This is a genomic window from Microcoleus sp. Z1_A1, from assembly GCF_036700305.1.
Lineage (GTDB): Bacteria > Cyanobacteriota > Cyanobacteriia > Cyanobacteriales > Microcoleaceae > Microcoleus.
In genome coordinates, this window is sequence record NZ_JAUBOR010000026.1 from 70,872 (window position 1) to 95,393 (window position 24,522).

A 24,522-nucleotide genomic window follows, 5' to 3' on the forward strand; every position below is an offset into this window, starting at 1 on the left:
GGTGGGGGCGGGTTTTTGAGATTGTCGATTTGTGGCAATTATGGTTGGTGAACCCGCCCCTACGAGGACTATGTACAGTGTGATTTATGGTTGGGTGGGGGCGGGTTTTCGAGATTGTCGATTATTGACGATTATGGTTGGTGAACCCGCCCCTACAGTTTCCCCGAAATCACCTGATCCGAGTAATTAACCCAACCCTTCAACTAACAAATTGCGAGCACTTTCCAAGGCTTCCTGCAACTTACTTGCATCGCGTCCCCCAGCTTGCGCCAAATTCGGCCGCCCGCCGCCTTTTCCGCCACAAATTTGAGCAATTCCCCCGATAAACTTGCCAGCTTGCAATCCTTTCTTATTGACTTCTGGACTAAAAGCAGCCACCAAACTTACCTTATCCGGTTCAGGAATTGAGGCCAAAACAACCGCAGCATTTCCTAACTTTTGCTGCAATCTTTCCGCCGCAGTTTTCAGCGCTTCTGTATCCACATCACCCAATTGAGCTACAATGATTTTGAATTCGCCGAGCTCCTCAGCCGCACTCAGCAACTGGTCGGATTTTGCGATCGCCAATTCCGACTTCACAGCAGCCAAATGTTTCTGAGTATCCTTCAACTCATTCTGCAAATTAGTAATCCGGTTCGGCAATTCTTCAGGCTTCGCCTTAAATCGATCGCCCAAATCGCGCACCACCTTATCCCGCACATTCAAATAGTCCAAAACAGCTTGACCGGAAACCGCTTCAATCCTGCGAGTTCCCGCCGCTACCCCCGCTTCGGAAACAATCTTAAACAGCCCGATTTCTGCGGTATTGCTGACGTGAGTTCCGCCGCACAATTCCATCGAAACGCCGGGAAAATCGATAACCCGCACCACATCGCCGTACTTCTCGCCAAACATCGCAGTCGCGCCTTTTTCTCTGGCAAGGGCGATCGGCATTTCCGCAACTTCCGCAGCGTGGGCCTCAGCAATCCAACTATTAATTAAATCCTCAATTTTCTGCAACTCTTCTGCTGTGACAGCGCGCGGAGAATTGAAATCAAACCGCAATCTTTCTGACGATACCAGCGAACCAGCTTGCGAAATCGAATCGTCCACAATTTTCCGCAAAGCTGATTGTAATAAGTGAGTTGCTGTGTGGTTGGCCTGAATTCGGCGGCGACCGCTATTGTCAATCTTCGCAGTAATACTATCGCCAACTCTCAGCGTTCCCCGTTCCACAAAGCCGAAATGCACGAAGAAATCTGATTCCTTCTTCACATCATCAACTCTTACTAACAAACCATCACCATTATCTCCGCTTTTCAAATAACCTTTATCCCCAATTTGTCCGCCGGATTCTGCATAAAACGGTGTTTGGTTCAAAACAACTTGTACCTCAGTGCCTGCGGCTGCTTCTTCCACAGATTTGCCGTCAACTAAGATAACTTCCACCTCAGCTAAACTCGACAATTCAGCATAACCGACAAACTCAGTTCCCTGGATTGTTTCAGCCAACTTATCCAAAGAACCCTGCACAGTCAAATCGATTGTTTGGCGAGCATTTTTAGCGCGAGTTTGCTGTTCCTCCATCGCCGCTTCAAAGCCGTCCAAATCCACCGTAATTCCCTGTTCCTCAGCAATTTCTTGAGTCAGTTCTAAGGGAAAACCGTAGGTATCGTAAAGAGTGAAAGCATCTTGACCGCTGATTTGTTTGTTTGCTTGCTGTTTTGTGCGATCGACAATTTCCTCCAGCAGCTTCTCTCCGCGTTCCAAAGTCTTGAGAAACTGCGCCTCTTCCCTTGCCAATTCCGCCTTAATTTGAGCTTCCCGCCGCCGCACGTTCGGATAAGCTGCTTCCGAAAGGGCGATCGCACTTTCAGCTACCCGCACCGTAAATTCGCCCTGAATTCCAATCAGTCGCCCGTGGCGGACCACCCGGCGAATTAACCGGCGCAAAATGTAACCCCGACCCACATTCGACGCGCGAATTTCGTCCGCAATCATGTGCACCACAGCCCGAATGTGATCGCCAATTACTTTCAGCGAAATCTTGACTTTTTCATCGCTATTGTGGTAATCAATCCCGGCAATTTCTGCCGCCGATTGAATGATCGGAAAAATCAAATCTGTTTCGTAATTATTGGGGACTTTCTGGAGGATTTGCGCCATCCGTTCCAGTCCCAACCCAGTATCAATATTTTGATTTTGCAGCGGTGTTAAATTGCCCTCTGCATCCTTATTGTACTGCATGAAAACCAGGTTGTAGAATTCAATAAATCTGCTATCATCTTCGAGGTCAATATTGTCGCCTCTTTCTGGGTGGAAATCATAGTAAATCTCCGAACACGGGCCGCAGGGGCCTGTCGGGCCGGATTGCCAGAAATTGTCATCTTCTCCCATGCGCTGAATCCGATCGCCCGGAATGCCAATTTCATCGCGCCAAATTGCAAAAGCTTCGTCATCTTCTCGGAAAACACTAACAACCAAATTCGACGCTGGTAAACCGAAAACTTCCGTGGAAAGTTCCCACGCCCAGGCGATCGCCTGTTTCTTGAAATAATCCCCGAAACTGAAGTTACCCAACATCTCAAAAAACGTGTGGTGGCGGGCGGTGCGGCCGACGTTTTCGATGTCGTTGGTGCGGATGCACTTTTGAGAAGTCGTGGCGCGCGGTGATTCGGGGGTGCGCTGTCCGAGAAATATCGGCTTGAATTGTAGCATTCCGGCGATCGTCAGCAACACTGTCGGATCTTCGGGCACCAAAGAAGCACTCGGCAATATCTTATGTCCCCGCTGGGCATAAAAGTCGAGGAATGTTTGGCGGATTTGGCTACCACTGAGAAACTTAGGAGAAATAGTCATGACAAGAACTGTTAAGAATGTAAAGATGTAGCAACAATAGAATTTATAGGACTTTTGCACGGGTGTCCAGAAACCGGGTTTTTCAACCAAAATACTTGCTTAAAATCCTCAATCTCGGTGAAAAAACCCGGTTTCTTTGTGGGCGAGTGCGTGAGTGCTAACTTACATCTATTTGGATATTCATATCATTATACTTAGTAATGTAAAGACCTATCAAGTTTTGCAAATAGTGCTTTACTCCTCGGAAAGCTCATGCTAACTTAATAATAGACACCGGGACAGGAAGAGAAAGGAGGTCGCTATATTTAGAAAGAAAGTTCGAGGATATAGACATGGTGTCTCCGGTCTAGATTCCCAGGCGCAGCAGAAATTAACCGAACACAACTTGAAATAGTGGCGAACTGCCGATCGAGCAGTCAAGCCAAACCGCAGTCGAGTCAGACGTAGTTGTAGTTGCGGATTAACAGTAAAGCTGCACAAGTTGTAAACCCTAGTAAGTAAAAGTTCTCCACCGGAAACACATCTCGTTTGTTAGAAAAAACAAAGCTCTCATATTATTGGGTCCGATCGCTGTCGATCGGGCCCTATGAATTTTTATAGGGCGATCGCAGGAGAAGAGGATTCGAGGGGGAGAGCTCGGCCGAGTTCGACTTTATAAGGAATGAGAATTAAATAACTTACAATGCGTGATGGTTCTTGTGGGATGGGCGTCCCGCCCGTCCAGAAAGGGCGGGCTATAAGCCCAACCCCTACTCCCCAAAAACTTGTGTAAATTATTTAATTCGCGCTCCTAAGTGCTTTCTGCTCAAAGGCAGCATCCCTCCGAGCCGATCGGCGATCGATCGGTGCAGGTTTTGAGTTATATATTATATATAATGGCACGTGGAGCGCGCCCGCCTGCTTTTTGCCGGGACTCCACCGCTGTCGTATGAGGCACTGTCAAGATGGGATATGATTGAGGATGTCAGTCAAGACATTAAAACCTACCCGCTGTGCTGTATAGCAGCAAAATCAACGCTTCTATGAGCTTGCTGCAAGCCAAGGATAGCCAACCGCCATTTTTGGTGACAAGACCAGGCTCAAAAATTTGAATCTCAGGATATTTAGAGTCAAGACTCTAAAAAATCCCATCCCCGACGCAGGGGTGAGAGTTCAAACAATAAAAGCCCGCCCACTCAAAAAAGCTAGTGCCACCAACAACGGTAGTAAATCACTAGCACAGTTCTTAAACTCACCATCTCCGGAGATTCCAGGTATTATGGCCGAAATAACTAAAGAAGAAATGCGCGAACGGCTGGGAAATATCGACCAGATTCGCGATATAATTTTCGGAGCGCAGCTTAGAGAATACGATAATCGCTTCGATAAAATAGATTCCGACTTGTCGATGATGCAGCAAGATATGCAAACTCGCATCGAACAAGTAAAAACAGTTCTTTCAGGAGAAATGAGGGCTGCAGTTGATTCGCTAGAAAAGAAAGTTAAATCGCTCACCTCAAACACCCAAGAAGAAAGCGCAGACATCCGCCAGCAAGTCGATCGCATTAACCGCAAATTCTCCAGCAGCATGGAAGCCCTCGACGAGGCTATAGACAATCAAACCAGTTCGCTGCGTGACGAACTCTCCCAAACCAGAGAGCGACTATCTGAAGAAACCCGCACTTTGAAAACACAGGTTTTTGAAGAACTCGATCGTCGCTTTTCTATGCTCAGAGATGTTAAAGTTTCTAGAGACGACATGGCAGAAATTCTGTTTGAACTCGGCATGAGGCTCAAAGGAACAGAATTTGTCCCCGAACTTAAAGGCGTTGCGGATAATAAGTTAAATACCGAGTTTCTGTTGCCGGAGCGCCACCATAACGGATAATAACGCATGGCTTTACCGAAAGAAAATCCGGCTGACGAAAATGAGTTAGAGGGTTTTGTTTCTCAACCTGACGAGTCTGCTTCCCATGCAGCAACCCAGCTAGAACCCTTGCTGAATCTGTTAGTCGATCTCAAAATTATTGCAGGCTCCAACCAGCAAAATGCAGAGCCCGAAGATGACAGCAGCGACAAAAATAATCAAGCTGGGGCCCTCGGCGGGTTGATGGATTTGTTGGGTATTTCTGAGCAAGCGCCAGAGGAAGTTGCAGCGAGTGTACCCGAAACTGGATCTCACCAACCGGAGTCTGGCGATTCGTGGGATGTTAAAGATGAGTTCAAAAGTTTGCTATTCGCTACTCAAAAACTCAACACTTCAGAACTGGAAAAAGACTATTCCTCAGCTAAAACTATAGATGTTTCCGCGATCGCCCAGCCGGATTTGGAGGAGGAATCACAGCCTGTCGAAGCATTGTCTAACTTGACAATAAAAGATTCTCTACATTACGTAGAGGCTCAAAAATCCCAGGGGTTCCATCCGCAACAAGATGTTTCCGCAACCGATTCCGAGTCAAAATCCTCGGAAATTTCCCATAATCCCATATTTTCCAAAGTCTCAGATCCACCATCAACTGCATATTTAGATCCGGTGGTTGCTTCTTCGCTTCAATCGATGCCAAACTTGGTAGAACAGCCGACAACGAGATCGCAGCCAGCAGAAATATTAGGTCAAATTAAACAGGATTTAAATGAAGCAGACAGCGCGATGGAAACGCTGCAAAATCTGATTTTTGGCTCAAAAATATCAGATATCGAGCAAGTCAAAAATCTGCTGGCAGAAAACGATTTGCCGGGTGTGCGCCACCTGATGGCAACAATCGACGATAAATTAGGAAAATTGGAGCACCAAATCTACGATCCCCAAGAGTTGATTGAGTTGATGTTACCTTGGATCGCAGAAATTCTCAGTCGCAAAGTCGCCGATTCCAGGGAAGAAGTTGTTAAGGCGATCGTGCCGATTATTGACGAAGTGATTAGGGCAAAAACTGTCGAAAACAAGTCGGCAATGAGTGCGGCAATAGCTGAGCTGCTTCCCGACGCACTTGCTCAACAAATAGTTAATTCGCCAGCGGATATTGCTAAGGCGATCGCCCCAGAAATTGGTCTGGCAATTAAAGAGCAAATTCGCCTTGACCAAGAGTCGATCGCTCAAGCCCTCGCCCCGGAAATGGGCAAAGCGATTACAGCCCAAATTGAACTCGAACGCGACGCAATGGTGGATGCCCTCTATCCCGTAATTGGCAATACTATTTCCCGATACATGGCAGAAGCTATCAAGACAATCAATGAAAAAGTGTCAAACGCCCTCAGCGTTGAAGGAGTTCAGCGCAAAATTCGCTCCAAAGTACAAGGAGTCTCCGAAGCCGAATTAATCCTCAAAGAATCAATACCCTTTACCGTCCAAGCAGCATTCTTAATTCATAAAGCATCAGGCTTGATAATTTCCGAATTTCAAAACTCAGAAAGCTACCAGTTAGAATCAGAAATGGTAGCAGGAATGCTCACCGCTATTCGCAGCTTTGTTAACGAGTGCATCGTGCAGCCCGGAGAAGTTTCCGAACTAAATCAAATTGAATACGGCGACTCAAAAATTATGCTCGAAGTAGCGGGATATTGCTACATGGCAGTCGTGATTAAAGGAGAACCGCCACAGTCTTTCATCAACAAACTGCGGCAAACAGTTAGTAATCTCATCCTTAATTATGCTAAAGTAATTCACGAGTTTAACGGCGACCCCGGTACTATACCGGATTCGCTGCACCCGTGCATAAAAAGTTTATTCGACCCGCTGCAAAGGGAAAAATCAACAAAACCCCCGATCGCCCTAGCGGCTATCAGTTTAGCCGCCCTGAGCTTAATCTTAGTACCTTGGGGAATTTCTCAGTATCGCAGCAACATTTACCGTCGCCTCGAAGCAAATGCCATCGCAGCTTTAGCATCCACTCCCCAATTAGCAGTTTACCGCTTAGATGTTACAGTTGATGGCAAAACTTTAAAGCTAACCGGAAAGTTGCCAAATCAAGAATTGCGGGCACAAGCTGCAAAAATAGCCGCATCAACTGCACCGAAATTGCAATTAGATAATAGAATTCTAGCTGTAGATGTCCCCCCAGATCCAGTTTTGACGGCGGCTGAGGTACAGCGGATTACCGCAGTTTTGAATCAGAAAGAGGGCCTTTCTATTTCTACGCGGTATGGCGATCGTAAAGTGACAGTAGAGGGTAGCGTTAGAGATGGTGCAGACGCACAGAAAATAGCTCAGTCCCTGAAGCAAATTCCCGGTGTTCAATCGGTGATTAGCACAATTAAATTAGAGCCGCTGAAAATTACAAGCCGCATTTACTTCCAGCCAGGAACGGCAAAATTAGACCCTACATACGGAGAAATCATCGCCAGTGTCAAAAATTTCATGGATCAATATCCTCAAAAACATATTAAGATAATTGGGCACAGCGATCGAACTGGGGAACTTGCCACAAATCAACGGTTGTCACTCCAGCGTGCCACAGCAGTGCAAGAGGCTTTAGTGCGGCAAGGTGCTGACCCCAAGCGCCTTGTCGCGATTGGCAGCCCACATCCTCCTTCCGGCTTGGAACCCAATCAACCGCTACTTTTAAGCAGATGTGTGCTATTTGAACCAATAACTAAGACCATAAACAGCAACTAATTATGTCAGTTACTATATCTAAAAAAATGTGCATGATTGGGGATTTCGGCGTGGGTAAAACTAGCCTAATCCGCCGTTTTGTCGATCGGCAATTCAGCGACCAATACCTCTCCACAGTAGGAGTAAAAATTTCCAGCAAAATCGTAGAATTAGAAGGGATAAAACAGCGGGAAAACGTCACTGCAAAGTTGCTGATTTGGGACTTAGAAGGGCATACAAAATTCAAAGGAATAGCACCGACTTACTTGCAGGGAGCTAGCGGCGTTTTAATCGTTGCCGATGTCAGCCGCTCCGAAACAGTTGAGCGAATCTCCGAACACATTCAGCTTTTTTCTTCAGTCAATCCTAAAGGGTCAATTATCGTCGCTTTGAACAAAGTAGACTTGATTGACGAGGAAAAATTGGCGCTGCTAGTGGAAATGTCCCATTCGATAAGTCAAGACAAAGTAATAGGAGTTTACACAACATCTGCTAAAACAGGCAAAGACGTTGACGAAATTTTCTACAAACTAGCTTACACAATGGTAGAACAAGTATGAACCTCCTGTTAAGAAAGCTGTTAGGCCCGCGACAAACACAGTATTTTCTAGTAAATCACCATTTCATCATTCAGGAAACCTCCGCCGAAGTGCAGCATTATGCTGATATTCCGGACCAGGCTATACCCGGTGCAGATGCTCGCCTGAGTTTTCCCGAACTGATTGGCATTGAAAATATCCTCATGTCCATCATTATGGGACGGCTGCCCGGTTTTGAAGTCAAAGGTATCGCTCGGTTTGCCGACCCAAACCGCCCTTTATACTTTGATATGTTGGCTATCAAATATGAAGAAGAACAAGAAGATGTCCCAAGTAAATTGCTAATTTTGATTGAAGATACCACCGAAAAGATGGTCATGAAGCAATCGTTGATTCAGAGGGCGAATGAAGCTAATCTTTTGGTTAGTGCCTTAGCCGCTTCTAAAGATTATATAGATAAAGTTATTCGTTCGATGGGTGATGCTTTGTTGGTGACAACAACATTAGGAAATATCAAAAAAATCAATCAATCTGCCCAATGGTTATTTGGGTATAACGAAGCAGAATTAATCGGCAACCCCCTGTCCATAATAGTAGTCGAAGAAACATTAATTTACCAAGCTCGCCACCGATATATTTTGTCTCAAAAAGAGCTACGTAGAGAACTAGAAATAGTCTGCACTACTAAAGCAGGAGAAAAAATTTGGGTAGAATTTTCCTGTTCGGCAGTTCAGACAGAATTAGAGGGACTTTACGATTTCATTTATATAGGTAGGGACATCACAGAACGCAAACAACAAGAAATAGAAATTCGCCGCTCTTTGGCAAAAGAGCAAGAACTCAGACAGGTAAAATCTCGTTTTTTCTCGATGATTGCTCACGAATTTGGCAATCCTTTAAGTACAGTATTATTTGCTACTAAAATCCTCCAAGACTACGGCGACGATATCACCCACGCGGAAAAACAACAATACCTGCAACACGTTAAATCAGCATCTCAACAAATGGCTCAGCTATTAGATGACGTGCGGTTGCTCAGCAGCGCCGAAGCAGGAAAACTCGAATTCTATCCCGCACCAGTTGACTTAAAAAAATTTTGCAGCGAGTTAGTAGAATTCATTAAAATTAGTTATGGGAAAAATCATACAATTAACTTTATTTATCAAGAATTAGTTACGCCAGCGAAAAAAGATGATACCAACTTACAGGAAACGGAACAGTTGCCCGCACTAGATCCCAAATTGCTGCGACACATCTTGACAAATTTGCTGTCAAATGCAGTCAAATATTCGCCCCTCGACAGCAATATTTATTTTGAATTAAATTGTCAGAATAATGAAGAAGCCACATTTAAAATTAAAGACGCAGGCATTGGCATTCCTCTCGAAGACCAAGAACAACTCTTTGAATCTTATTATCGAGCCAAAAATGTCGAAAAAATACCCGGTACAGGACTGGGTTTATCCATAGTCAAGCAGTGTGTAGATTTGCATGGAGGTCAAATCGAGTTTTCCAGCGAGATAGGGCTAGGCACTACCTTTTTAGTCAGAATTCCATTTAATAAACAGAGATAAATAGATTGATTTTAGATAATTCAATCCCTAGGGCGCATTCAATAAGAAAAATCTCACATGAAAACCTTGTTAAAAAAACTGTTAGTTCCCCACCACTTGGAGTACCTAGCACTGGATAAAAACTTTTTTATCCAAGAAATCTCTCTACAAGTGCAGCAGTTTGCCGACTGTCCCGAGGAAGTAGTCGCCGGCAACGATGTTCGCATTCCCTTTCCCGAATTAGTGGGAACTGAAGAAATTTTAATCGATATTTTTGAAAAACGTTTGCCAAATTTTGAATTAAAAGCGATGACGCGACTATTAGAAAATGGTTCGCGGCTTTATTTTGATATGTATATCGTGGAGTTTAGCAATGACGAAAATTATCAGAGATTAATTATATTTTTTCAAGACGTAAGCGACAGGATGGCTTTAGAACAAACTCTAGTGCAAGCTACCAATGAAATGGATATTTTATTGAGTACCTTAGCCGCTACTAATAATTATGTTGAAAAAATTATTACTTCAATGGCCGAAGTTTTATTGGTAACAACAGCATCGGGAAAGATTAAAAAAGTCAATCAAGCGGCTCAAGATTTGTTCGGTTACAGCGAATCAGAATTAGTAGGCCAGCAAATAGACGCTCTTGCTGCTTTTGGCTCCTCTTTGCAAGCAGTTAGCCCAGATGAGCCTCAACAATCGCAAACTAATGCCGAAGTAATTTGCACGGCAAAAACCGGAGAAAAACTAACAGTTTCGTTTTCCTGTACGGCTATTTCGACTGACATTCAAGGCATTTCTAGTTCTTTGCCCACCCTTCAAGATTTCGTGTACATCGGCCGCGATGTCACAGATAAACAGCGCGCCCGCAAGCGACAAATAACTCAGTACATCGCTACTCGCATCCTGTCGGCATCCGAAACAATCAAAAAAGCTATAGCAGCAATTCTCCCTGTAATTTGCGACAGCTTGGGATGGGATACCGTCGAACTTTGGATGCCAGAATCCGGGGAAAAACTGCTGTCAGAAACTAAGAGAATAACTGCGGTTTCCGCTCCCAATTTGCTTCGCTGTGTCGCCAGTTGGACAAAACGCTCACTTTCGATCCCCAAATTTGCAGAATTTACCGAACAAATGACCTGTGCATTTGGCGAAGGATTGCCCGGTTTCGTTTGGGCTAGCGGTTCAGCTCAGTGGATTGCAGATGTCACAAAAAGTGACAGTTGTCTGCGCCGAGAAATCGCTGCTGAAGAAGGGCTGCACGGAGCTTTTGGTTTCCCAATTTTGGGTGGCTACGAGGCGGAACAATCGGCCCGGTCTGTTTTGGGCGTGATGATTTTATTCAGCAGGGAAGTGCAGTGTTTTGATGAAGAATTGCTCCAAACCATGGCAACAATCGGTAGCCAAATTGGTCAATTCATTAAGCGCAAGCAAGCTGAAATAGCTTTGCGGGAAAGCGAAGAACAACTGCGAGACTTATTTGAAAATGCTACTGACTTAATTCAAAGTATAGGAGCGGACGGTCATTTTTTGTATGTAAATCGGGCTTGGCGGGAAACTCTGGGCTACACCGAAGCAGAAATTGCTCAAATGACTGTTTTTGATATCATTCATCCGAACAGCTCGCCTGAGTCTCTGGATATATTCTATAAAGCTATTACCAAAAAAACGGTCAATGAAAATACATTGTATCCTGACTCTATTCAAACAATATTTATTACTAAAAATCACGAACAAATTTTGCTAGAAGGCAGCATAAGCTGTAAATTTGCGGAAGGTTCGCTAGTAGCGATTCGCGCTATTTTGCGAGACATTACTGCTCGAAAAATGGCCGAGGACGCCCTAGCAAAATCTGTATCCCTGCTGCAAGCAACTTTTGATTCTACTGCTGACGGTATTTTAGCTACTGACAGGAGCGGAAAAATAGTCACTTTCAATCGAGAATTTGTGGAAATGTGGGGCCTACCTAACGAAGTGATGGCACTCCGAAATGACGCCACAACGATCGCCTTTTTCCTGAATCAACTCAAAGACGCCCAAACATTTCAAGAGAGAATAGAATCGCTTTACGATCAGCCAGAAGCCGAAAGTTACGACTTGTTGGAATTTCAGGACGGCAGATTTTTTGAACGCTATTCGCAACCGCAGCGGTTGGGAGATAAAATTATCGGCCGAGTCTGGAGTTACCATGACATTACGGAACGCAAGCAAGCAGAAGATGCCCTGCGGGAAGAACAAGAAAAATCAGAAAAGCTGCTGTTAAATATCTTGCCCAAGGCAATAGCAGAACGCCTCAAGCAAAACGAAACTACTATTGCCGAATACTTTCCAGAAGTGACTGTTTTGTTCGCTGACATTGTGGGGTTTACTGCTTTGTCTGCCGTCATGAATCCGATCGAACTGGTGGATCTTCTGAATCAGATTTTTTCAGGATTTGACCTTTTGTGCGAACGGCATGGGTTAGAGAAAATCAAGACCATCGGCGACGCATACATGGCGGTTGGAGGGCTCCCTGAACCCAGGGCAGACCACGCAGAGGCGATCGCCCAAATGGCGCTAGATATGCAAGCAGAAATAGCCCGATTTAATGCTAGCCATAATAAATATTTTAGCATCCGCATCGGCATTCACAGCGGCCCGGTTGTGGCTGGAGTAATTGGCATAAAAAAGTTTATTTACGATTTGTGGGGCGACACAGTAAATATTGCTTCCCGCATGGAATCTCACGGTTTGCCTTGGCGGATTCAAGTGAGCGAAACTACTTATAAGTTATTGGAACACAAATATGTATTTCAGGAGCGGGGAACTATTGAAGTTAAGGGCAAAGGGGCAATGAAAACTTATCTGCTCCTTGGCCGAATATAAGGCAGGTCATCGGTCATCAGTCATCAGTCATCTGGCTGATGACTACAAGTGTTGCTAAAGTTAATTAACAATACTTTTTCACCAAGACTAATGGAACTTGCTAATTTGTCGGTCAATTTACGATCGCCCGACGAAGCTGTCGATCGCCATCCTGTGATGGTTGGGCCCTCAACTTCGCTCCCAGAGGCGATCGCCCTGATGCGTCGGACGAACAACCATTGCCCACTGCCTAATTCACCTGCATTTCCCGACTCAAACGAAACTGTAAAAGCATTTATTAGTTGCGTCTTAGTTGTCGATAAAAATCAGCTAGTCGGACTGCTAAGCCCGGAAGATGTGCTCAACTTAGCTGCGACCGAATATGGATGGCAAGGCATGAAAGTTGCCGACGCAATGACGCGGAATTTAATTGTTTTAAAAGAATCAGAATTTACAGATATTACTACCGCATTCAAGCTATTTTGTCAATACTCGATTGATTGCTTGCCAATTGTAGATGAACTGGGTCAGCCAGTAGGTTTAATCAGTGAAAAAAGTATTCGTCCAGCAATGTATAGCTGGAGCGAGGCACTGCACCAAGAAGTGGCAAAACTCCAGGAACAATGCGAACTGTTAGAGGGCAATTGTGAACTAGAAAAAGTCAGCGATCGCCAAAATGCCGAAAATACCCTGCGGCAGAGCGAGGCGCGCTACCTGGCGATTGTGGAAGACCAAACCGAACTGATTTGCAGCTACCTCCCAGACGGTAAAATAACTTTTGTCAATCAAGCTTATTGCCGTTATTTCGGCGTGCAGCCGATCGACTTACTAGGCAAATGCTTCATGTCGCTGCTGCCAGAAGCAGACCGAGAATTTTTTCAACAGCAATATACTTCTGTGTCTCCCGACAACCCTATTTTTACCTGCGAGCACCAAGTAATTTTGCCGAGCGGGGAAATTCGCTGGCACCAGTGGATCGATCGGGCTATATTTGACGAGAGCGGACAAATCGTCGAGTATCAAGCTGCAGGCAGGGATGTCACGGATCGCAAACAAGCAGAAATCGCTTTGCAGCAGCTCAATGCAGAGTTAGAACTGAGAGTGCAGCAGCGGACACAATGGTACGAACTGGCAGTATCGGCCGGCAAAGTGGGGGTTTGGGACTGGAATTTGCAAACCGATGAAATCTACATTGCTCCCTCTTTGAAAGCTTTGTTGGGCTATCAAGACACAGAGATTCCTAACCGCATGGAAAATTGGGCATCTCACGTTCATCCCGACGATCGAGTTGCCGTCGCCCAAGCAGTAAATGCTTATTTAGAAGGTTTGACAGAAATTTATGAAGTAGAACACCGGATGGTGCGTAAAGACGGCAGCACCTGCTGGATACTAGCCCGCGGCAGCGCGATTCGATCGGCTTCTGGCAGGGCTTTCCGCCTGACTGGCACTGACACTGACATTACCGATCGCAAATTGACCGAAGAAAAACTCCAAAACTCCGAAGCCGAACTGCTGGCGCTGTTTAACGCCATGACGGATATCGTCCTGGTTTTCGACGCAAGCGGCCGCTACCTCAAAATCGCCCCCACGGCTCCCGAACTGCTGTATAAACCGGCTCCTGAAGTGCTGGGGAAAACCCTCGCCGAAATCTTCCCAGAAGCGGAAGCTAATTTTGCCCTAGCCCACATTCGCCAAACATTGGCATCTGGGCAAACCCACAGAGTTGAATACAGCATGGAAATTGGCTGCAAGTTATTTTGGTTTGATGCCAGTATTTCGCCCCTGGAGCTCGATCGGGTGATGTGGGTAGCCCGAGACATTACCGCTCGCAAACACGCAGAAGCTGCACTGCAAAAGAGCGAGGAAAAGTTTCGCAACTTATTTGACGATGCTCCGATCGCGCTTGGTTTGGCAAGCGTGCGCGACTTCCGCACGATCAAAGTGAATGAAGCTCACCGCCAGATGTTGGGCTACAGCGATTCGGAGTTGGCTAGCACGACTTTTAGTGAACTCACGCATCCAGAAGATTTACACGCAGATGTAGAGGAAGTCAAGCAGTTGATCTGTGGCAAGATTTCTCGCTTCCAAAGGGAAAAACGCTTGATTAAGAAGAATGGCGAGCTGATGTGGGCAAACTTGACGGTGACGCTGATCCGCGATCGCGAGGGCATTCCTCTCTACAGCATGGGGGCGATCGAAGATATCAGTTATCGTAAGCGAGCAGAAATGGAATTTCAGCAGTTAAAAGAACGCCTGCAATTTTTACTGGGTTCTAATCCGGCGGTAATTTTTACAGCCGCACCGATGGGGGACTTTTGTACTACTTACATCAGCGACAACGTTCAGACAATCGTTGGCTACGACCCCCAAGAATTGTTAGCAGATTGTAAATTTTGGTCGAGCCGGATTCATCCTGAAGATCGGCCACAATTTTTAGTAAATTTTTCGGATTTGTCTGAGGAAAAAAATTGCATTTGCGAGTATCGTTTTCTACACCAAGACGGAAGTTACCGCTGGCTAAGGACGGAACTCAAACTATTGGTTGATAGCAGAGGTGTTCCGATCGAAATTATTGGTTATGCCGCGGATATCAGCAATTCTAAATATGCCGAACTCGCTAGGGGGCAGCAGTTCGAGCAAGAAAGGCTTGTGGAGGCGATCGCCCGTCGTGTGCGCCAGTCTTTGCAATTAGAGGAAATTCTCAACACTACCGTTGCCGAACTCCAGCAAGTATTATTAGCCGATCGAGTTTTGGTTTATCAACTTTTACCCGAAAATGGCGGGCGAGTCATTGCTGAAGCCGTTGCAGAAGGATGCAGCCAACTGGTGGATAAATGTTTTGGCGAAGAGGTTTTTCCGGCCCAAAGTTCTCAGCTTTATTTGCAAGGGCGAATTTGTGCGATCTCCCAACTAGATGATCCCTCCCTTACACCTTGTATGGCCCAGTTTATGAAACAGATTCAAGTTAGGGCCAAGTTAGTAGTGCCGATTATTCAGCACAGCCAAATTTGGGGATTGCTAATAGCCCACCAATGCGATCGCCCTCGTGAGTGGCAAGAATCGGAAATCAATTTATTTCAGCAGTTGGTAAATCAATTGGCGATCGCGATTCAGCAATCTCTACTTTACCAGCAACTGCAAGCTGAACTGAGCGATCGCAAACAAGCAGAAGCAAATTTGAAAAACTCCCTCAGAGAAAAAGAAATTTTGCTCAAAGAAATTCACCACCGCGTCAAAAACAACCTCTGTGTAGTTGCCAGTCTGTTAGAATTGCAATCGAACACAGTTGCCGACCCCCAAGTCAGCAAAATGTTTGAAGAAAGTCAGAATCGCCTTTATTCTATGGCTCTGATTCACGAAAAACTGTACCGTTCGACTAACCTAGCGCAAATTAATTTTGGCGAATATCTCGAAGACTTGGTAAGTAACTTGTTTCACTCTTACAATATTAGCAACAACCGAATTCAGTTGCAGGTATTAGCTGAGCCAATATCCCTAAATCTTGAAACTGCTACTCCCTGCGGTTTAATTGCCAATGAATTGGTTTCAAATACGCTAAAACACGCTTTTCCTGATGGCACAACTGGTACAGTTAGTGTAGAATGCTATCAAACGGGCGATCGAGAAATCAACCTTTTAGTTAAGGACAACGGCATTGGCTTTCCTCAAAACTTAGATTTTCGGAAAACTCACTCGATGGGGTTTCAAGTTGTCTGCACTTTAACCGAGCAGTTAGAAGGAACAATCGAAATATCCAGAGAAGTTGGTACATCCTTTCACTTAAAATTTAACGAGTTAAACTACTTTCAAAGATTGTAACAATATGAGCTTGGTCGAAAAACCAATTAAGATTTTGATTGTCGAAGACGAACTGTTAATTGCTAAAAACTTATCCCCTAAATTAGAAAAATTGGGATATCAAATTGCCGATATCGTTTCTTCTGGAGCGGATGCCATCCAGCGCGCCCGCGAACTAAGACCAGATTTAATTTTAATGGACATAGTTATCAAAGGCGACATTGACGGCATAGAAACAGCAGCAATAATTAATCAAGAATTAGATATACCAATTATCTATACAACTGCCTATGCTGACGACGAAACTTTGCAGCGAGCCGAAAATACGGGTTCTTACGGCTACCTGCTCAAACCTTTTAAAGAAAGAGAAATGCACGCCACTATCAAGATAGCACTGAGCAAACATCAAGAAGCAGTGAGTTTGAAAAATTTAATGGCGTTAGCAGCAGAAAAAAGCGAAAATAGAGCCCGCTTTATTTCAATGGCTTACCACGATTTAAGCACTCCTTTAACTACCATACAATTATCGGCGGAAATGCTAGAAGATAGCGACTTGCAGAGAAGCGCCGGAACCACCCATAAAAATGTCGATCGCATAAAAAAAGCCGTCAGTAATATGAGTGGGTTGCTGGAAGATATTTTAATGCTTAGCAAAGCCGAATCAGGCAAAATTTCCTTAAATTTAAATCCGATTAATGCGACGGATTTATGCAATTCTATTTTAGAAGAACTGCAACCTATCGTCACCGACAAACACCTAATACATTTCCGCAGTCACACAAATCCGCTGCACGCCAATCTTGACGCCAAACTACTGCACCACCTTCTGACTAATTTGCTTTCCAACGCCATTAAATATTCTCCAAACGGTGGCAATGTCAGTTTAGAGTTAAGCTGCGAAAACCAACAAATAATTTTGTGCGTTCGAGATGAGGGAATTGGGATGACAGCGGAATATCAAGAAAAACTATTTCAGCAGTTTGAACGGGGTGCTAATGTAGGCAACATTAAAGGATCGGGTTTGGGACTCTGCATTGTCAAACACATAGTTGACCTGCACGGCGGTACAATAAGTGTGGAAAGTGCGATCGGCAAAGGTACTACATTTATTGTCGCCCTGCCTTTTTTAGTTAGTAGTCAGTAGTCCGTAGTCAGTCGTCAGTAGTCATTAGTCATGTCCGGTAAAATAAGCACAATACTTGTAGGGGCGGGTTTCACCAACAATCTATCATCCAGACTAACAATCTACATAAACCCGCCCCCACCACGCGACAGAATTTCATCGCGGACAATTCAACTGAGAGGAGATAAAAGTATCGGGGGGGCGGGTTTATGAGATTGTAGATTATAGGCAATTATTGTTAGTGAACCCGCCCCTACAAAATTCATACAAGTCTCAATCAGGCCGGACATGATATCATTTTTAAGCAAATCGATCGGGAGACAAAAGCTCGATCGCCCTATCTTCTTCTCCCCCCGCCCAATTAGCAAATCGCTCAGCCAAAGCAGGTACAATAGCCAAAGGATTGCTGAGACCCGAAAAAACGTTCAATCCAGGGCGATCGGCGATCGGCCCCACTACAGGCAAATTATCAGCGCTAAATGCCACACTACACTCGTGCCAAGTTGCAGGTAAACCTGCCAAATCAGGCAAAACCTTGCCGATTCCTGCACGAATTGCCGTTTCGCTGGTTTCTCGATCGACTTTAGCATTCAAATCGCTCAAAGTGCGCGACAATTGCCCGATCCGCAAACTGCCATCATTAAATTGAATGGCACCCGAATCTAAAATCGGTGACAGCAACTCTTTACCAGGTTCATCCCAAAGAAAATCCACCTCATTTCTACTCGATTCAGCTTCCAATTCAAAACGTTTTAATACCGCAGGCATCACCAAAGTTCTGAGTTTCAAATCCACAGGTGCAGTTTCCAAAATCTCCGTGCGAGTAAAATAAACTCCCACAGAAACACCAGCGGCTTTCAGTAAACTCCGACTCCAACCTCCAGCACAAATAACCGTATTTTCGCAGGCATAACTTTCCTGTACCGTCTTAACTCCCGAAATCCGATTTCCCTCTTCTATAAACCCAATTACTTCAGCAAATTCTATAGTTCCTCCCAACCGCAGAAACCCTTGACAATAAGCTTTATTTGTGGCAGTCGGCGAAATGTGACCGTGACGCACAGTCAGAGCTCCGGCGATCGCACTTTTATTCAACAAAGGTTCCAACTCGCCAGCTTCTGCAACACTCAAAAGCTGCGGAACGATCGCAAATTGCGCGTAATTAGCCGCCACTTTTTCTACATCATTGCCCGCATCAATTGTCAGCAACAAATCTAACTCGCGAAACTCAGTATCAGCATCTAATTGGGCCGATAAATGGCGGTGGCGTTCGATACCTTCCCGACACAATTGCCGAGTTAAATCAGTCGTTCCCGACCAATAAGCCAAGCCGCCATAACTAAAACGAGTAGCATTTTGCATGGTAGCATCTCGTTCCAAAAGCAGCACAGCAAAACCTTTTTTTGCCAGTTCGTAACTCAGTGACGCACCCGTAATGCCACCGCCGACAACAATCCAATCGTAACTTTTCATGGGCAACTCAAAGGGAAGGAAAATATCATGCTTAGATTTTAGCTTAGTTTTTTCGGAACAAATCGAAAAACCTCTACCTACAGGAAGAGGCTGTCTGCGATCGCCCTAACTGAAACTTCCACCCGTCGGGAGATGTTTGCGTAGAGATATTTTTCGTTCAATAGTAGGAATTAGAGTCAGCAAAAAATTAGAAATACCAGAGAGGTTTTTATGAGTATCGACAAACCAGGCAAAGATATGGAGCGCACGGTCAATCCGGGCGATCGTATTTCCGACCAACCGCAAACCATTGAAGAAAAAGCCCAGCAACTAGCGGTAGACCACGTACCCGACATCGTGGGAGATACAGTTACAGTTCCAACTTATGTAATCGTCGAAGAACCAGACGGGGAAAAGAAAGCTTTGCACCACGTCAAAGACGCCGACGAAATTTCTGACGTAATTCGGCAGGCCCGCGTTGACGAAAATGGCGAACGGGTTTGGGATTAAGTTCAATCCAATAAAAACGGGTTTTTTTGTACAAAAGTTATCGTAGAAATCATGGAAACAAATCCCAGAAATAGTACGCCCTATCCCAATCTTCCGCCGATTCTAGAAAGTCACGATACAGAGTACCGCGACGCCGGTATTACGAGTACGCTTTCAGTTGCAGGCCATCCCATCCACCCCATCATCGTCATCTTTCCGGTAGCCTTTTTAGTAGGAGCCGCCGGCACGGACATCGGTTATTGGCTGACAAGCGATCCGTTTTGGGCGAGAGCTTCGGTTTGGCTGATGGGTGTGGGTTTCGCTGCGGGGATTTTGGCCGCAATCACGGGCTTTTTAGATTTTTTCAAAGTTAAAAGAGTGCGCGATCGCAGTGCCGGTTGGTTGCACATGGGCGGCAATGTGGCGGTTATGGTACTTACCCTGATTAACTTGCTATTGCGACAAGAAAATCCGGCGGAGCCGATCGTATACACAGGTTTAGCAATATCGATCGTCGTAGCAACTTTGCTGGGCGTTACAGGCTGGTTCGGCGGCGAACTAAGTTTTCGCCACAAAATCGGCGTCATCGGCCCTACCAGTCATAATTCCTAGGTTTCTGACCATTTTTAGTAGGGAATTCCGTCCCTCTTCATTGGATAATTTAGGACTAAAATCTTGACTACAAACTTAAAGATTGTCCCAGCCAATTGAGATAAGCATCGCTGCCAGCGATAATAGGAATAGCAATAATTTCGGGAACTTCATAGGAATGGAGTTCCTGAACTTTTGTTTTTAAAGCCTCAAATTTAGCCAAATCAGTTTTAATCAGCAACTGCCACTCTGACTCGGAATGAATCTCGCCTTGCCAACTATAAATCGAGCGAATTGGTGACAAACTCACACAAGCAGCCAGCTTGTTTTCAATTAGAGATTTCGCGAGATTCTCCGCTTCCGCCTCCGATGCCGCAGTTACCAGCACCACCCCAAAATTAATTGTCATAGTAATCAGTGAACAGTCAATCGATTTTAGATTTTAGATTTTAGATTTTCGATTTTCGATTTTAGCATTGACTTGCGCGAGATAAATTCGGGGGATCCTTTATCGGATACAGGTTTTTTATTTCTGGACAGATGAATCACGTGGCGGGTATCCTGGATGCGGGAATTGTCAACAGTCAACAGTCAACAGTCAACAATCAACCGTTAATCTCATTAACTTCCCAAGAATTGACTCTGCCAGCCCCAGCTAAGGAAAAATAGCGCCTAGTAGATTCCGGCAAAATAGCTCCCGTCAACAAAGCATTATCTAAATTAGTTCCTATTAACGTCGCCTCGCTCAAATCTGCCGCCATCAAATCTGCTTGAGACAACTTTGCCCAATTCAGATTTGCCCCTCTCAAACAACTTCCCCTCAACTTAGCCCCGGTTAAGTTTGCACCCGCCAACTTCACCCCACGCAACTGAGCCGCGCTGAAATTCGCCCCCGCCAAATTCGAGCCTTCCAAATTAGCTCCCATGAGTTTAGCTTCGCTCACGTTGACGCCGCTCAAATCTACACCGCAAAGATTCACCCCTGTCAACTGCGCTCGTCGCAGACTGACTCCGGTTAATTGAGCTCCAAAAAGTTTTGCACTATTGAGCCTTGCACCGTAAAGGTTGGCCCACTTAAAATTAGCTCCCGTCAGATTCGCGCCCAGCAAGTTAACTAATTGCAAGTCGGCGCTGCACAAATTGGCATTCCACAACACAGCACCCCGCAGGTTTGCGCCAGTTAAAGTTGCGCCGCTTAACTTTACCTTGGGCATTTTTGCTTTTACCAAAAAAGCTCCACTCAAATTAGCTTTTGTCAAATCTGCACCAGAGAGTTGGGTTTCACCCATTTTGGCAAAACTCAGATTTGTTCTGTGCATCTGTGCATCTTTGAGTGTTGCTTTGGTGAGAAACGCCCTACTGAGGTTCGCCCCGGAAAGATTAGCTCGCGAAAGGTTGACTCCGATTAAGATTGCTCCGCTGAGGTCTTTCCCGCTGAGGTCGGCTCCAGTAAAGTCTCTTTCTCCTTTTTCGTAATTGTTGAGCAGTTCGCTAACTTCCATAGGGCATCATACCTTCTATGATTGGGGGGTTTCGATCCAGAAATCTTTACTGTTAAGGTTGTTTCAGAAAGGAAACTGTTTCAGAAAGGAAACTGTTTTAGCGTTTGCCTCAAACGGTATAAATTTCATTAACATCACTTTCTGTTTAAAGGCAATCTCTTAATAAAGATTTTATATCTTCCTCGCGGTAGCGATCCCAGTTTCGGTATTTTTGAATTAAAAATTAATGTTTCTTGACATAGATAGTCATTCCTTAACGATCGCCTGTAATTCGCAACTTCAGGCGCAGCGTGCCCTTGAATCCTGCAGGAGGTTGCCAGGAACTCAAGGCCCTCTTGAGAGTTTCTACGGCGTCTGTTGCTTGCAGCGTCGAGGTTTTAGTGTCGAGCGCCAATCGGGCAACGCGGCCGTCTTGTACCAATAACTTCCACACCGTTTCACCGCTAACCCCCGCCGGGAGATTAACAGATTGCAGGTATTGACTCAAAGCCGCGATCGCCCCGGCATCCAACCCTTCGACGCTAACTACTTGGAGGCGAGAAGCCAAAGGCTTCGGGCGTTGCAACTCACCGTAACCTTGCTGCGGCGCCATAGCAGGAGCTGGACTCACCGGTGCCGAGTTGCGAGTCGAGGTAACGCTGCGAGTGCCGCCCCTAGTTGGCTCTTCCCCTCCCGACTCGAAAATACCCTCGTAGCTGACACCCTGCGGCAATTCTACAGGCACTTGCACGCGGCGACGAGATCCATCTGGTTCCACTCGCACTTCTTCGCTCACAGCCACAAAAGCCGTGTATTCCGACAGCAAGCGATAAGTCAGAGCAGTATTAGTCACAGCTTCCACCAGAGATTTAGTCTCGCCACCAAACATTTGATTCATTAAATCTTTAATGCGCGATCGCCCCCAAAGTTGAGCTACCGCCGGATTGCCAAAATCCGTAGCGGTTGCTGCGACGGAAGTAGACTCTCGCTGCCGCCCGCCGGATTGAGCAAAATTAACCGGTAAAACTTGCTCGTAAGCTTTGCCGCCCGCCAGAGTGCCGCGGATGCGAAGTTGGCCGTTAGTTCGATCGGCCTTTTTGCCAAACAAAACCAGTGGCCCACTCGCAAACAAGTCTGGGGGCGCGATCGGATAAATCTCCGGTTTTTCCCCCACTCCTTCCCAACTAATTTGAATATTAGTCAATACCGGACGATTAATTTCACGAAAAAACTTTTCTGTCGCTTCTGCCGACGGTTCATCTTGACGAATTACTTGAGAAGTGCCTCTTCCCACTTCCGCCAAACGGTTGAGCAAAAACCGATTCACCGAACCGCCAACACCAAAACTATAAAGTCGATTTCCTGGTTTCAGACTCTGCTGAACCAGAGCCAGCACTTCATTTTCATTACCAATGTAACCATCCGTAATTAATACAATACTCCGCAGCCTTCCCGTAGCCGCCGCCGGAAAATTCATCACTGCTTGAAGGCCGTTAAGCAGTTCACTGCCACCGTTAGCCTGCAACTTTTCGATATAATTAATTGCGCTTTGTCGATTTTCTGCCGTATTCGCTAAAGGAGTAGTTGAAAGCGCTTGCGTAGTGTTGGCAAAATCAATAATAGTAAAAGTATCGTTGGAATTCAACCCTTGAATAAAGCGGCGCATCAACTCCTTAGATTTTGCTAGTGGCTCGCCCTTTTGAGAACCGGAAGTATCCATCAGAAACACGACATCTTTAGGTACAATTTCATTATTTTTGTAATTTAATGCCGGAATTAAATAAGTAGCAAAATGACCGCCCCGCTGGTCGGATTGAGTCAAGACAGTTGCGCGCGTATTTTCGCCCGCCACTCGATAGCGCAAAATTAAATCTTTATTGGGAATTGTGTCAGAATTGGCTAATTGGACTTGCACAATATTTCCCCTGCGGTCAGTTGTAATTTGATGGGAAGTAGAGCGGACATCGCCGATCGCAACTCCGGCATCTATTTCTACCGAAACAGCAATATTGTGACCCGATCGCGCTCCCGGAGGCAAAACAGGCGGGTTAATGCGATCGGCATCGGTCGAATTTCCCGAAATATAGCGAGGCCCTACCACCATTGGAAACACAAATTCGTAATCGCCGCCGACAAATTTGAGACTTTCGGTGTAGCGAATCGTAACTTCAATTTTTTCTCCCGGTTTGATATTAGCCAGAGACTGAGTAAAAATATTGGATCGTTCTTGTTCCAACAAACCTGCACTCCGGCCTTGCTTTCTGGCTTGTTCGTACATTTCCAAAGCTTCCTCCCGGCGTTTGATATCAGCTTTAATAGTTCGTGAGCCTATTTTAATTTCCATATCGTCCACCGCTGCTTCGTCGGGCAAAGGAAATACATAAACAGCTTCTATAGATTCGGGAAAAGGATTTTCAAACTTCTGAACAACTTCGACGCGGGAGATATTGCCAGCTATTTTGGCTTTAACTTCAGTCTGTTTCAGAGGAAAGACTTGTTCTGGCGTCGTGTTGGGAGTTTTGACGAACAAACCGCCGACTGGACAGGGAGTTTCGGGCGATCGTCCGCCATTGCAATTAACATCGTTACTAGCGAGGATTTTCGGCGACACAGACGAATAATTTTCCCCAAGAGCATTTGCCCGCGCCCCATTGGGAGCGAGCCACACGCCACACTCGATGGCTGCGAGCAATGCGATACCAGTACAAAGCAACCGTTGAGGGGATAGAACGCAGACAAACTTCATAGCTGTTTTTTTTTAGCAGACTTGAGGTGCTTTGTTTACCATGACTTTACCATTGCCGAAACGTTCCTCAGTTAGCTTTTTGGGAAAAATGACTGAGCGCGTAGGGCTGATTTTAGATTTTAGATTTTAGATTAACTCTACAGGCGCTCATGGGGGAGTGGAACTTTTGTCTAGACTGCTGTGGGCTTGCATCCGTATTTGGGTGAAGTCGGTTGGGGCGATCGTCCGCGAACCCAACCTAGAAGATTGTATGATAGTTAAATAATTAAATAACTCTAACCTCAACCTCTCAATCTCTAATAAATTGAAAAAGCCATGAATTTTATTAACCCCAAAACCGACTTTGCATTTAAAAAAATCTTCGGCTCGGCTGACAGCAAAGACATTTTGATTAGCTTCTTAAATGCCATCCTCTACGAAGCAGGGTAAGAGCATCTCAATTAGGCTTGACACAAGGACTCAGAAGAATCTAATGTAGGGTCAAGAAAACAAGAAAAG

General features: G+C 45.4%; 14 protein-coding genes and 1 pseudogene. 10 read left to right on the plus strand and 5 right to left on the minus strand.

Annotated features, from left to right (window positions below; translation table 11 throughout):
• Window positions 1–186 precede the first annotated feature (186 nt).
• A complete protein-coding gene (alaS, locus tag QT973_RS17845; RefSeq protein ID WP_333391841.1) occupies window positions 187–2,838 on the minus strand; it encodes an alanine--tRNA ligase in 2,652 nt (883 codons plus the stop codon).
• Between the two features lie 1,258 nt (window positions 2,839–4,096).
• Between alaS and QT973_RS17850 the strand changes: the two genes are divergently transcribed.
• The 7 genes from QT973_RS17850 (at window position 4,097) to QT973_RS17880 (ending at window position 17,286) form a co-directional block, all read left to right on the plus strand.
• On the plus strand, window positions 4,097–4,705 hold the full coding sequence (locus tag QT973_RS17850; protein ID WP_333054328.1) for a hypothetical protein: 609 nt from the start codon (window positions 4,097–4,099) through the stop codon (window positions 4,703–4,705).
• 6 nt (window positions 4,706–4,711) lie between these two features.
• A complete protein-coding gene (locus QT973_RS17855) occupies window positions 4,712–7,429 on the plus strand; it encodes an OmpA family protein (protein WP_333259505.1) in 2,718 nt (905 codons plus the stop codon).
• Window positions 7,430–7,431: 2 nt separating this feature from the next.
• Window positions 7,432–7,968, plus strand: coding sequence for a Rab family GTPase (locus tag QT973_RS17860; protein WP_333054326.1), 537 nt, complete (start codon window positions 7,432–7,434; stop codon window positions 7,966–7,968).
• Window positions 7,965–9,521: a PAS domain-containing sensor histidine kinase gene (locus QT973_RS17865; protein WP_333232921.1), complete on the plus strand. Its 1,557-nt coding sequence runs from the start codon at window positions 7,965–7,967 to the stop codon at window positions 9,519–9,521. The genes QT973_RS17860 and QT973_RS17865 overlap by 4 nt, the downstream gene beginning before the upstream one ends.
• A 57-nt stretch (window positions 9,522–9,578) precedes the next feature.
• Window positions 9,579–12,365 (plus strand): adenylate/guanylate cyclase domain-containing protein, encoded by a 2,787-nt coding sequence (locus QT973_RS17870; protein WP_333054324.1) that lies wholly within the window; start codon window positions 9,579–9,581, stop codon window positions 12,363–12,365.
• A gap of 90 nt (window positions 12,366–12,455) precedes the next feature.
• Window positions 12,456–16,163 (plus strand): PAS domain S-box protein, encoded by a 3,708-nt coding sequence (locus QT973_RS17875; RefSeq protein WP_333259501.1) that lies wholly within the window; start codon window positions 12,456–12,458, stop codon window positions 16,161–16,163.
• A 4-nt stretch (window positions 16,164–16,167) separates the two neighbouring features.
• Complete coding sequence (locus tag QT973_RS17880; protein WP_333207932.1) at window positions 16,168–17,286, plus strand: ATP-binding protein; 1,119 nt, start codon at window positions 16,168–16,170, stop codon at window positions 17,284–17,286.
• 279 nt (window positions 17,287–17,565) lie between these two features.
• Here the strand turns inward: QT973_RS17880 and QT973_RS17885 are convergent, their stop codons facing one another.
• Window positions 17,566–18,738: an FAD-binding oxidoreductase gene (locus QT973_RS17885; protein ID WP_333207930.1), complete on the minus strand. Its 1,173-nt coding sequence runs from the start codon at window positions 18,736–18,738 to the stop codon at window positions 17,566–17,568.
• A gap of 210 nt (window positions 18,739–18,948) precedes the next feature.
• On the opposite strand from QT973_RS17885, the gene QT973_RS17890 reads away from it, so the two are divergent.
• Window positions 18,949–19,227 (plus strand): hypothetical protein, encoded by a 279-nt coding sequence (locus tag QT973_RS17890; RefSeq protein ID WP_333207928.1) that lies wholly within the window; start codon window positions 18,949–18,951, stop codon window positions 19,225–19,227.
• Window positions 19,228–19,278: 51 nt separating this feature from the next.
• Window positions 19,279–19,818 (plus strand): DUF2231 domain-containing protein, encoded by a 540-nt coding sequence (locus tag QT973_RS17895; protein ID WP_333207926.1) that lies wholly within the window; start codon window positions 19,279–19,281, stop codon window positions 19,816–19,818.
• A 67-nt stretch (window positions 19,819–19,885) separates the two neighbouring features.
• On the opposite strand, the gene cutA is transcribed toward QT973_RS17895, so the two are convergent.
• The 3 genes from cutA to QT973_RS17910 all read right to left on the minus strand — a co-directional run bounded on the left by cutA (window position 19,886) and on the right by QT973_RS17910 (window position 24,024).
• Window positions 19,886–20,206, minus strand: a complete 321-nt coding sequence (cutA, locus tag QT973_RS17900) for a divalent-cation tolerance protein CutA (RefSeq protein WP_333207924.1) — start codon at window positions 20,204–20,206, stop codon at window positions 19,886–19,888.
• Window positions 20,207–20,402: 196 nt separating this feature from the next.
• Window positions 20,403–21,299 (minus strand): pentapeptide repeat-containing protein, encoded by an 897-nt coding sequence (locus QT973_RS17905; RefSeq protein ID WP_333054310.1) that lies wholly within the window; start codon window positions 21,297–21,299, stop codon window positions 20,403–20,405.
• 253 nt (window positions 21,300–21,552) lie between these two features.
• Complete coding sequence (locus QT973_RS17910) at window positions 21,553–24,024, minus strand: VIT domain-containing protein (RefSeq protein WP_333207922.1); 2,472 nt, start codon at window positions 24,022–24,024, stop codon at window positions 21,553–21,555.
• 315 nt (window positions 24,025–24,339) lie between these two features.
• Here QT973_RS17910 and QT973_RS17915 point away from each other — a divergent pair.
• Window positions 24,340–24,444 (plus strand): annotated as a pseudogene (locus QT973_RS17915) (PD-(D/E)XK nuclease family transposase); the annotation flags it as partial.
• Window positions 24,445–24,522 lie beyond the last annotated feature (78 nt).

Coding starts and splice junctions, on each gene's coding strand:
- alaS (WP_333391841.1), bottom strand. CDS start 2,838: ATGACTATTTCTCCTAAGTTTCTCAGTGGTAGCCAAATCCGCCAAACA.
- QT973_RS17850 (WP_333054328.1), top strand. CDS start 4,097: ATGGCCGAAATAACTAAAGAAGAAATGCGCGAACGGCTGGGAAATATC.
- QT973_RS17855 (WP_333259505.1), top strand. CDS start 4,712: ATGGCTTTACCGAAAGAAAATCCGGCTGACGAAAATGAGTTAGAGGGT.
- QT973_RS17860 (WP_333054326.1), top strand. CDS start 7,432: ATGTCAGTTACTATATCTAAAAAAATGTGCATGATTGGGGATTTCGGC.
- QT973_RS17865 (WP_333232921.1), top strand. CDS start 7,965: ATGAACCTCCTGTTAAGAAAGCTGTTAGGCCCGCGACAAACACAGTAT.
- QT973_RS17870 (WP_333054324.1), top strand. CDS start 9,579: ATGAAAACCTTGTTAAAAAAACTGTTAGTTCCCCACCACTTGGAGTAC.
- QT973_RS17875 (WP_333259501.1), top strand. CDS start 12,456: ATGGAACTTGCTAATTTGTCGGTCAATTTACGATCGCCCGACGAAGCT.
- QT973_RS17880 (WP_333207932.1), top strand. CDS start 16,168: ATGAGCTTGGTCGAAAAACCAATTAAGATTTTGATTGTCGAAGACGAA.
- QT973_RS17885 (WP_333207930.1), bottom strand. CDS start 18,738: ATGAAAAGTTACGATTGGATTGTTGTCGGCGGTGGCATTACGGGTGCG.
- QT973_RS17890 (WP_333207928.1), top strand. CDS start 18,949: ATGAGTATCGACAAACCAGGCAAAGATATGGAGCGCACGGTCAATCCG.
- QT973_RS17895 (WP_333207926.1), top strand. CDS start 19,279: ATGGAAACAAATCCCAGAAATAGTACGCCCTATCCCAATCTTCCGCCG.
- cutA (WP_333207924.1), bottom strand. CDS start 20,206: ATGACAATTAATTTTGGGGTGGTGCTGGTAACTGCGGCATCGGAGGCG.
- QT973_RS17905 (WP_333054310.1), bottom strand. CDS start 21,299: ATGGAAGTTAGCGAACTGCTCAACAATTACGAAAAAGGAGAAAGAGAC.
- QT973_RS17910 (WP_333207922.1), bottom strand. CDS start 24,024: ATGAAGTTTGTCTGCGTTCTATCCCCTCAACGGTTGCTTTGTACTGGT.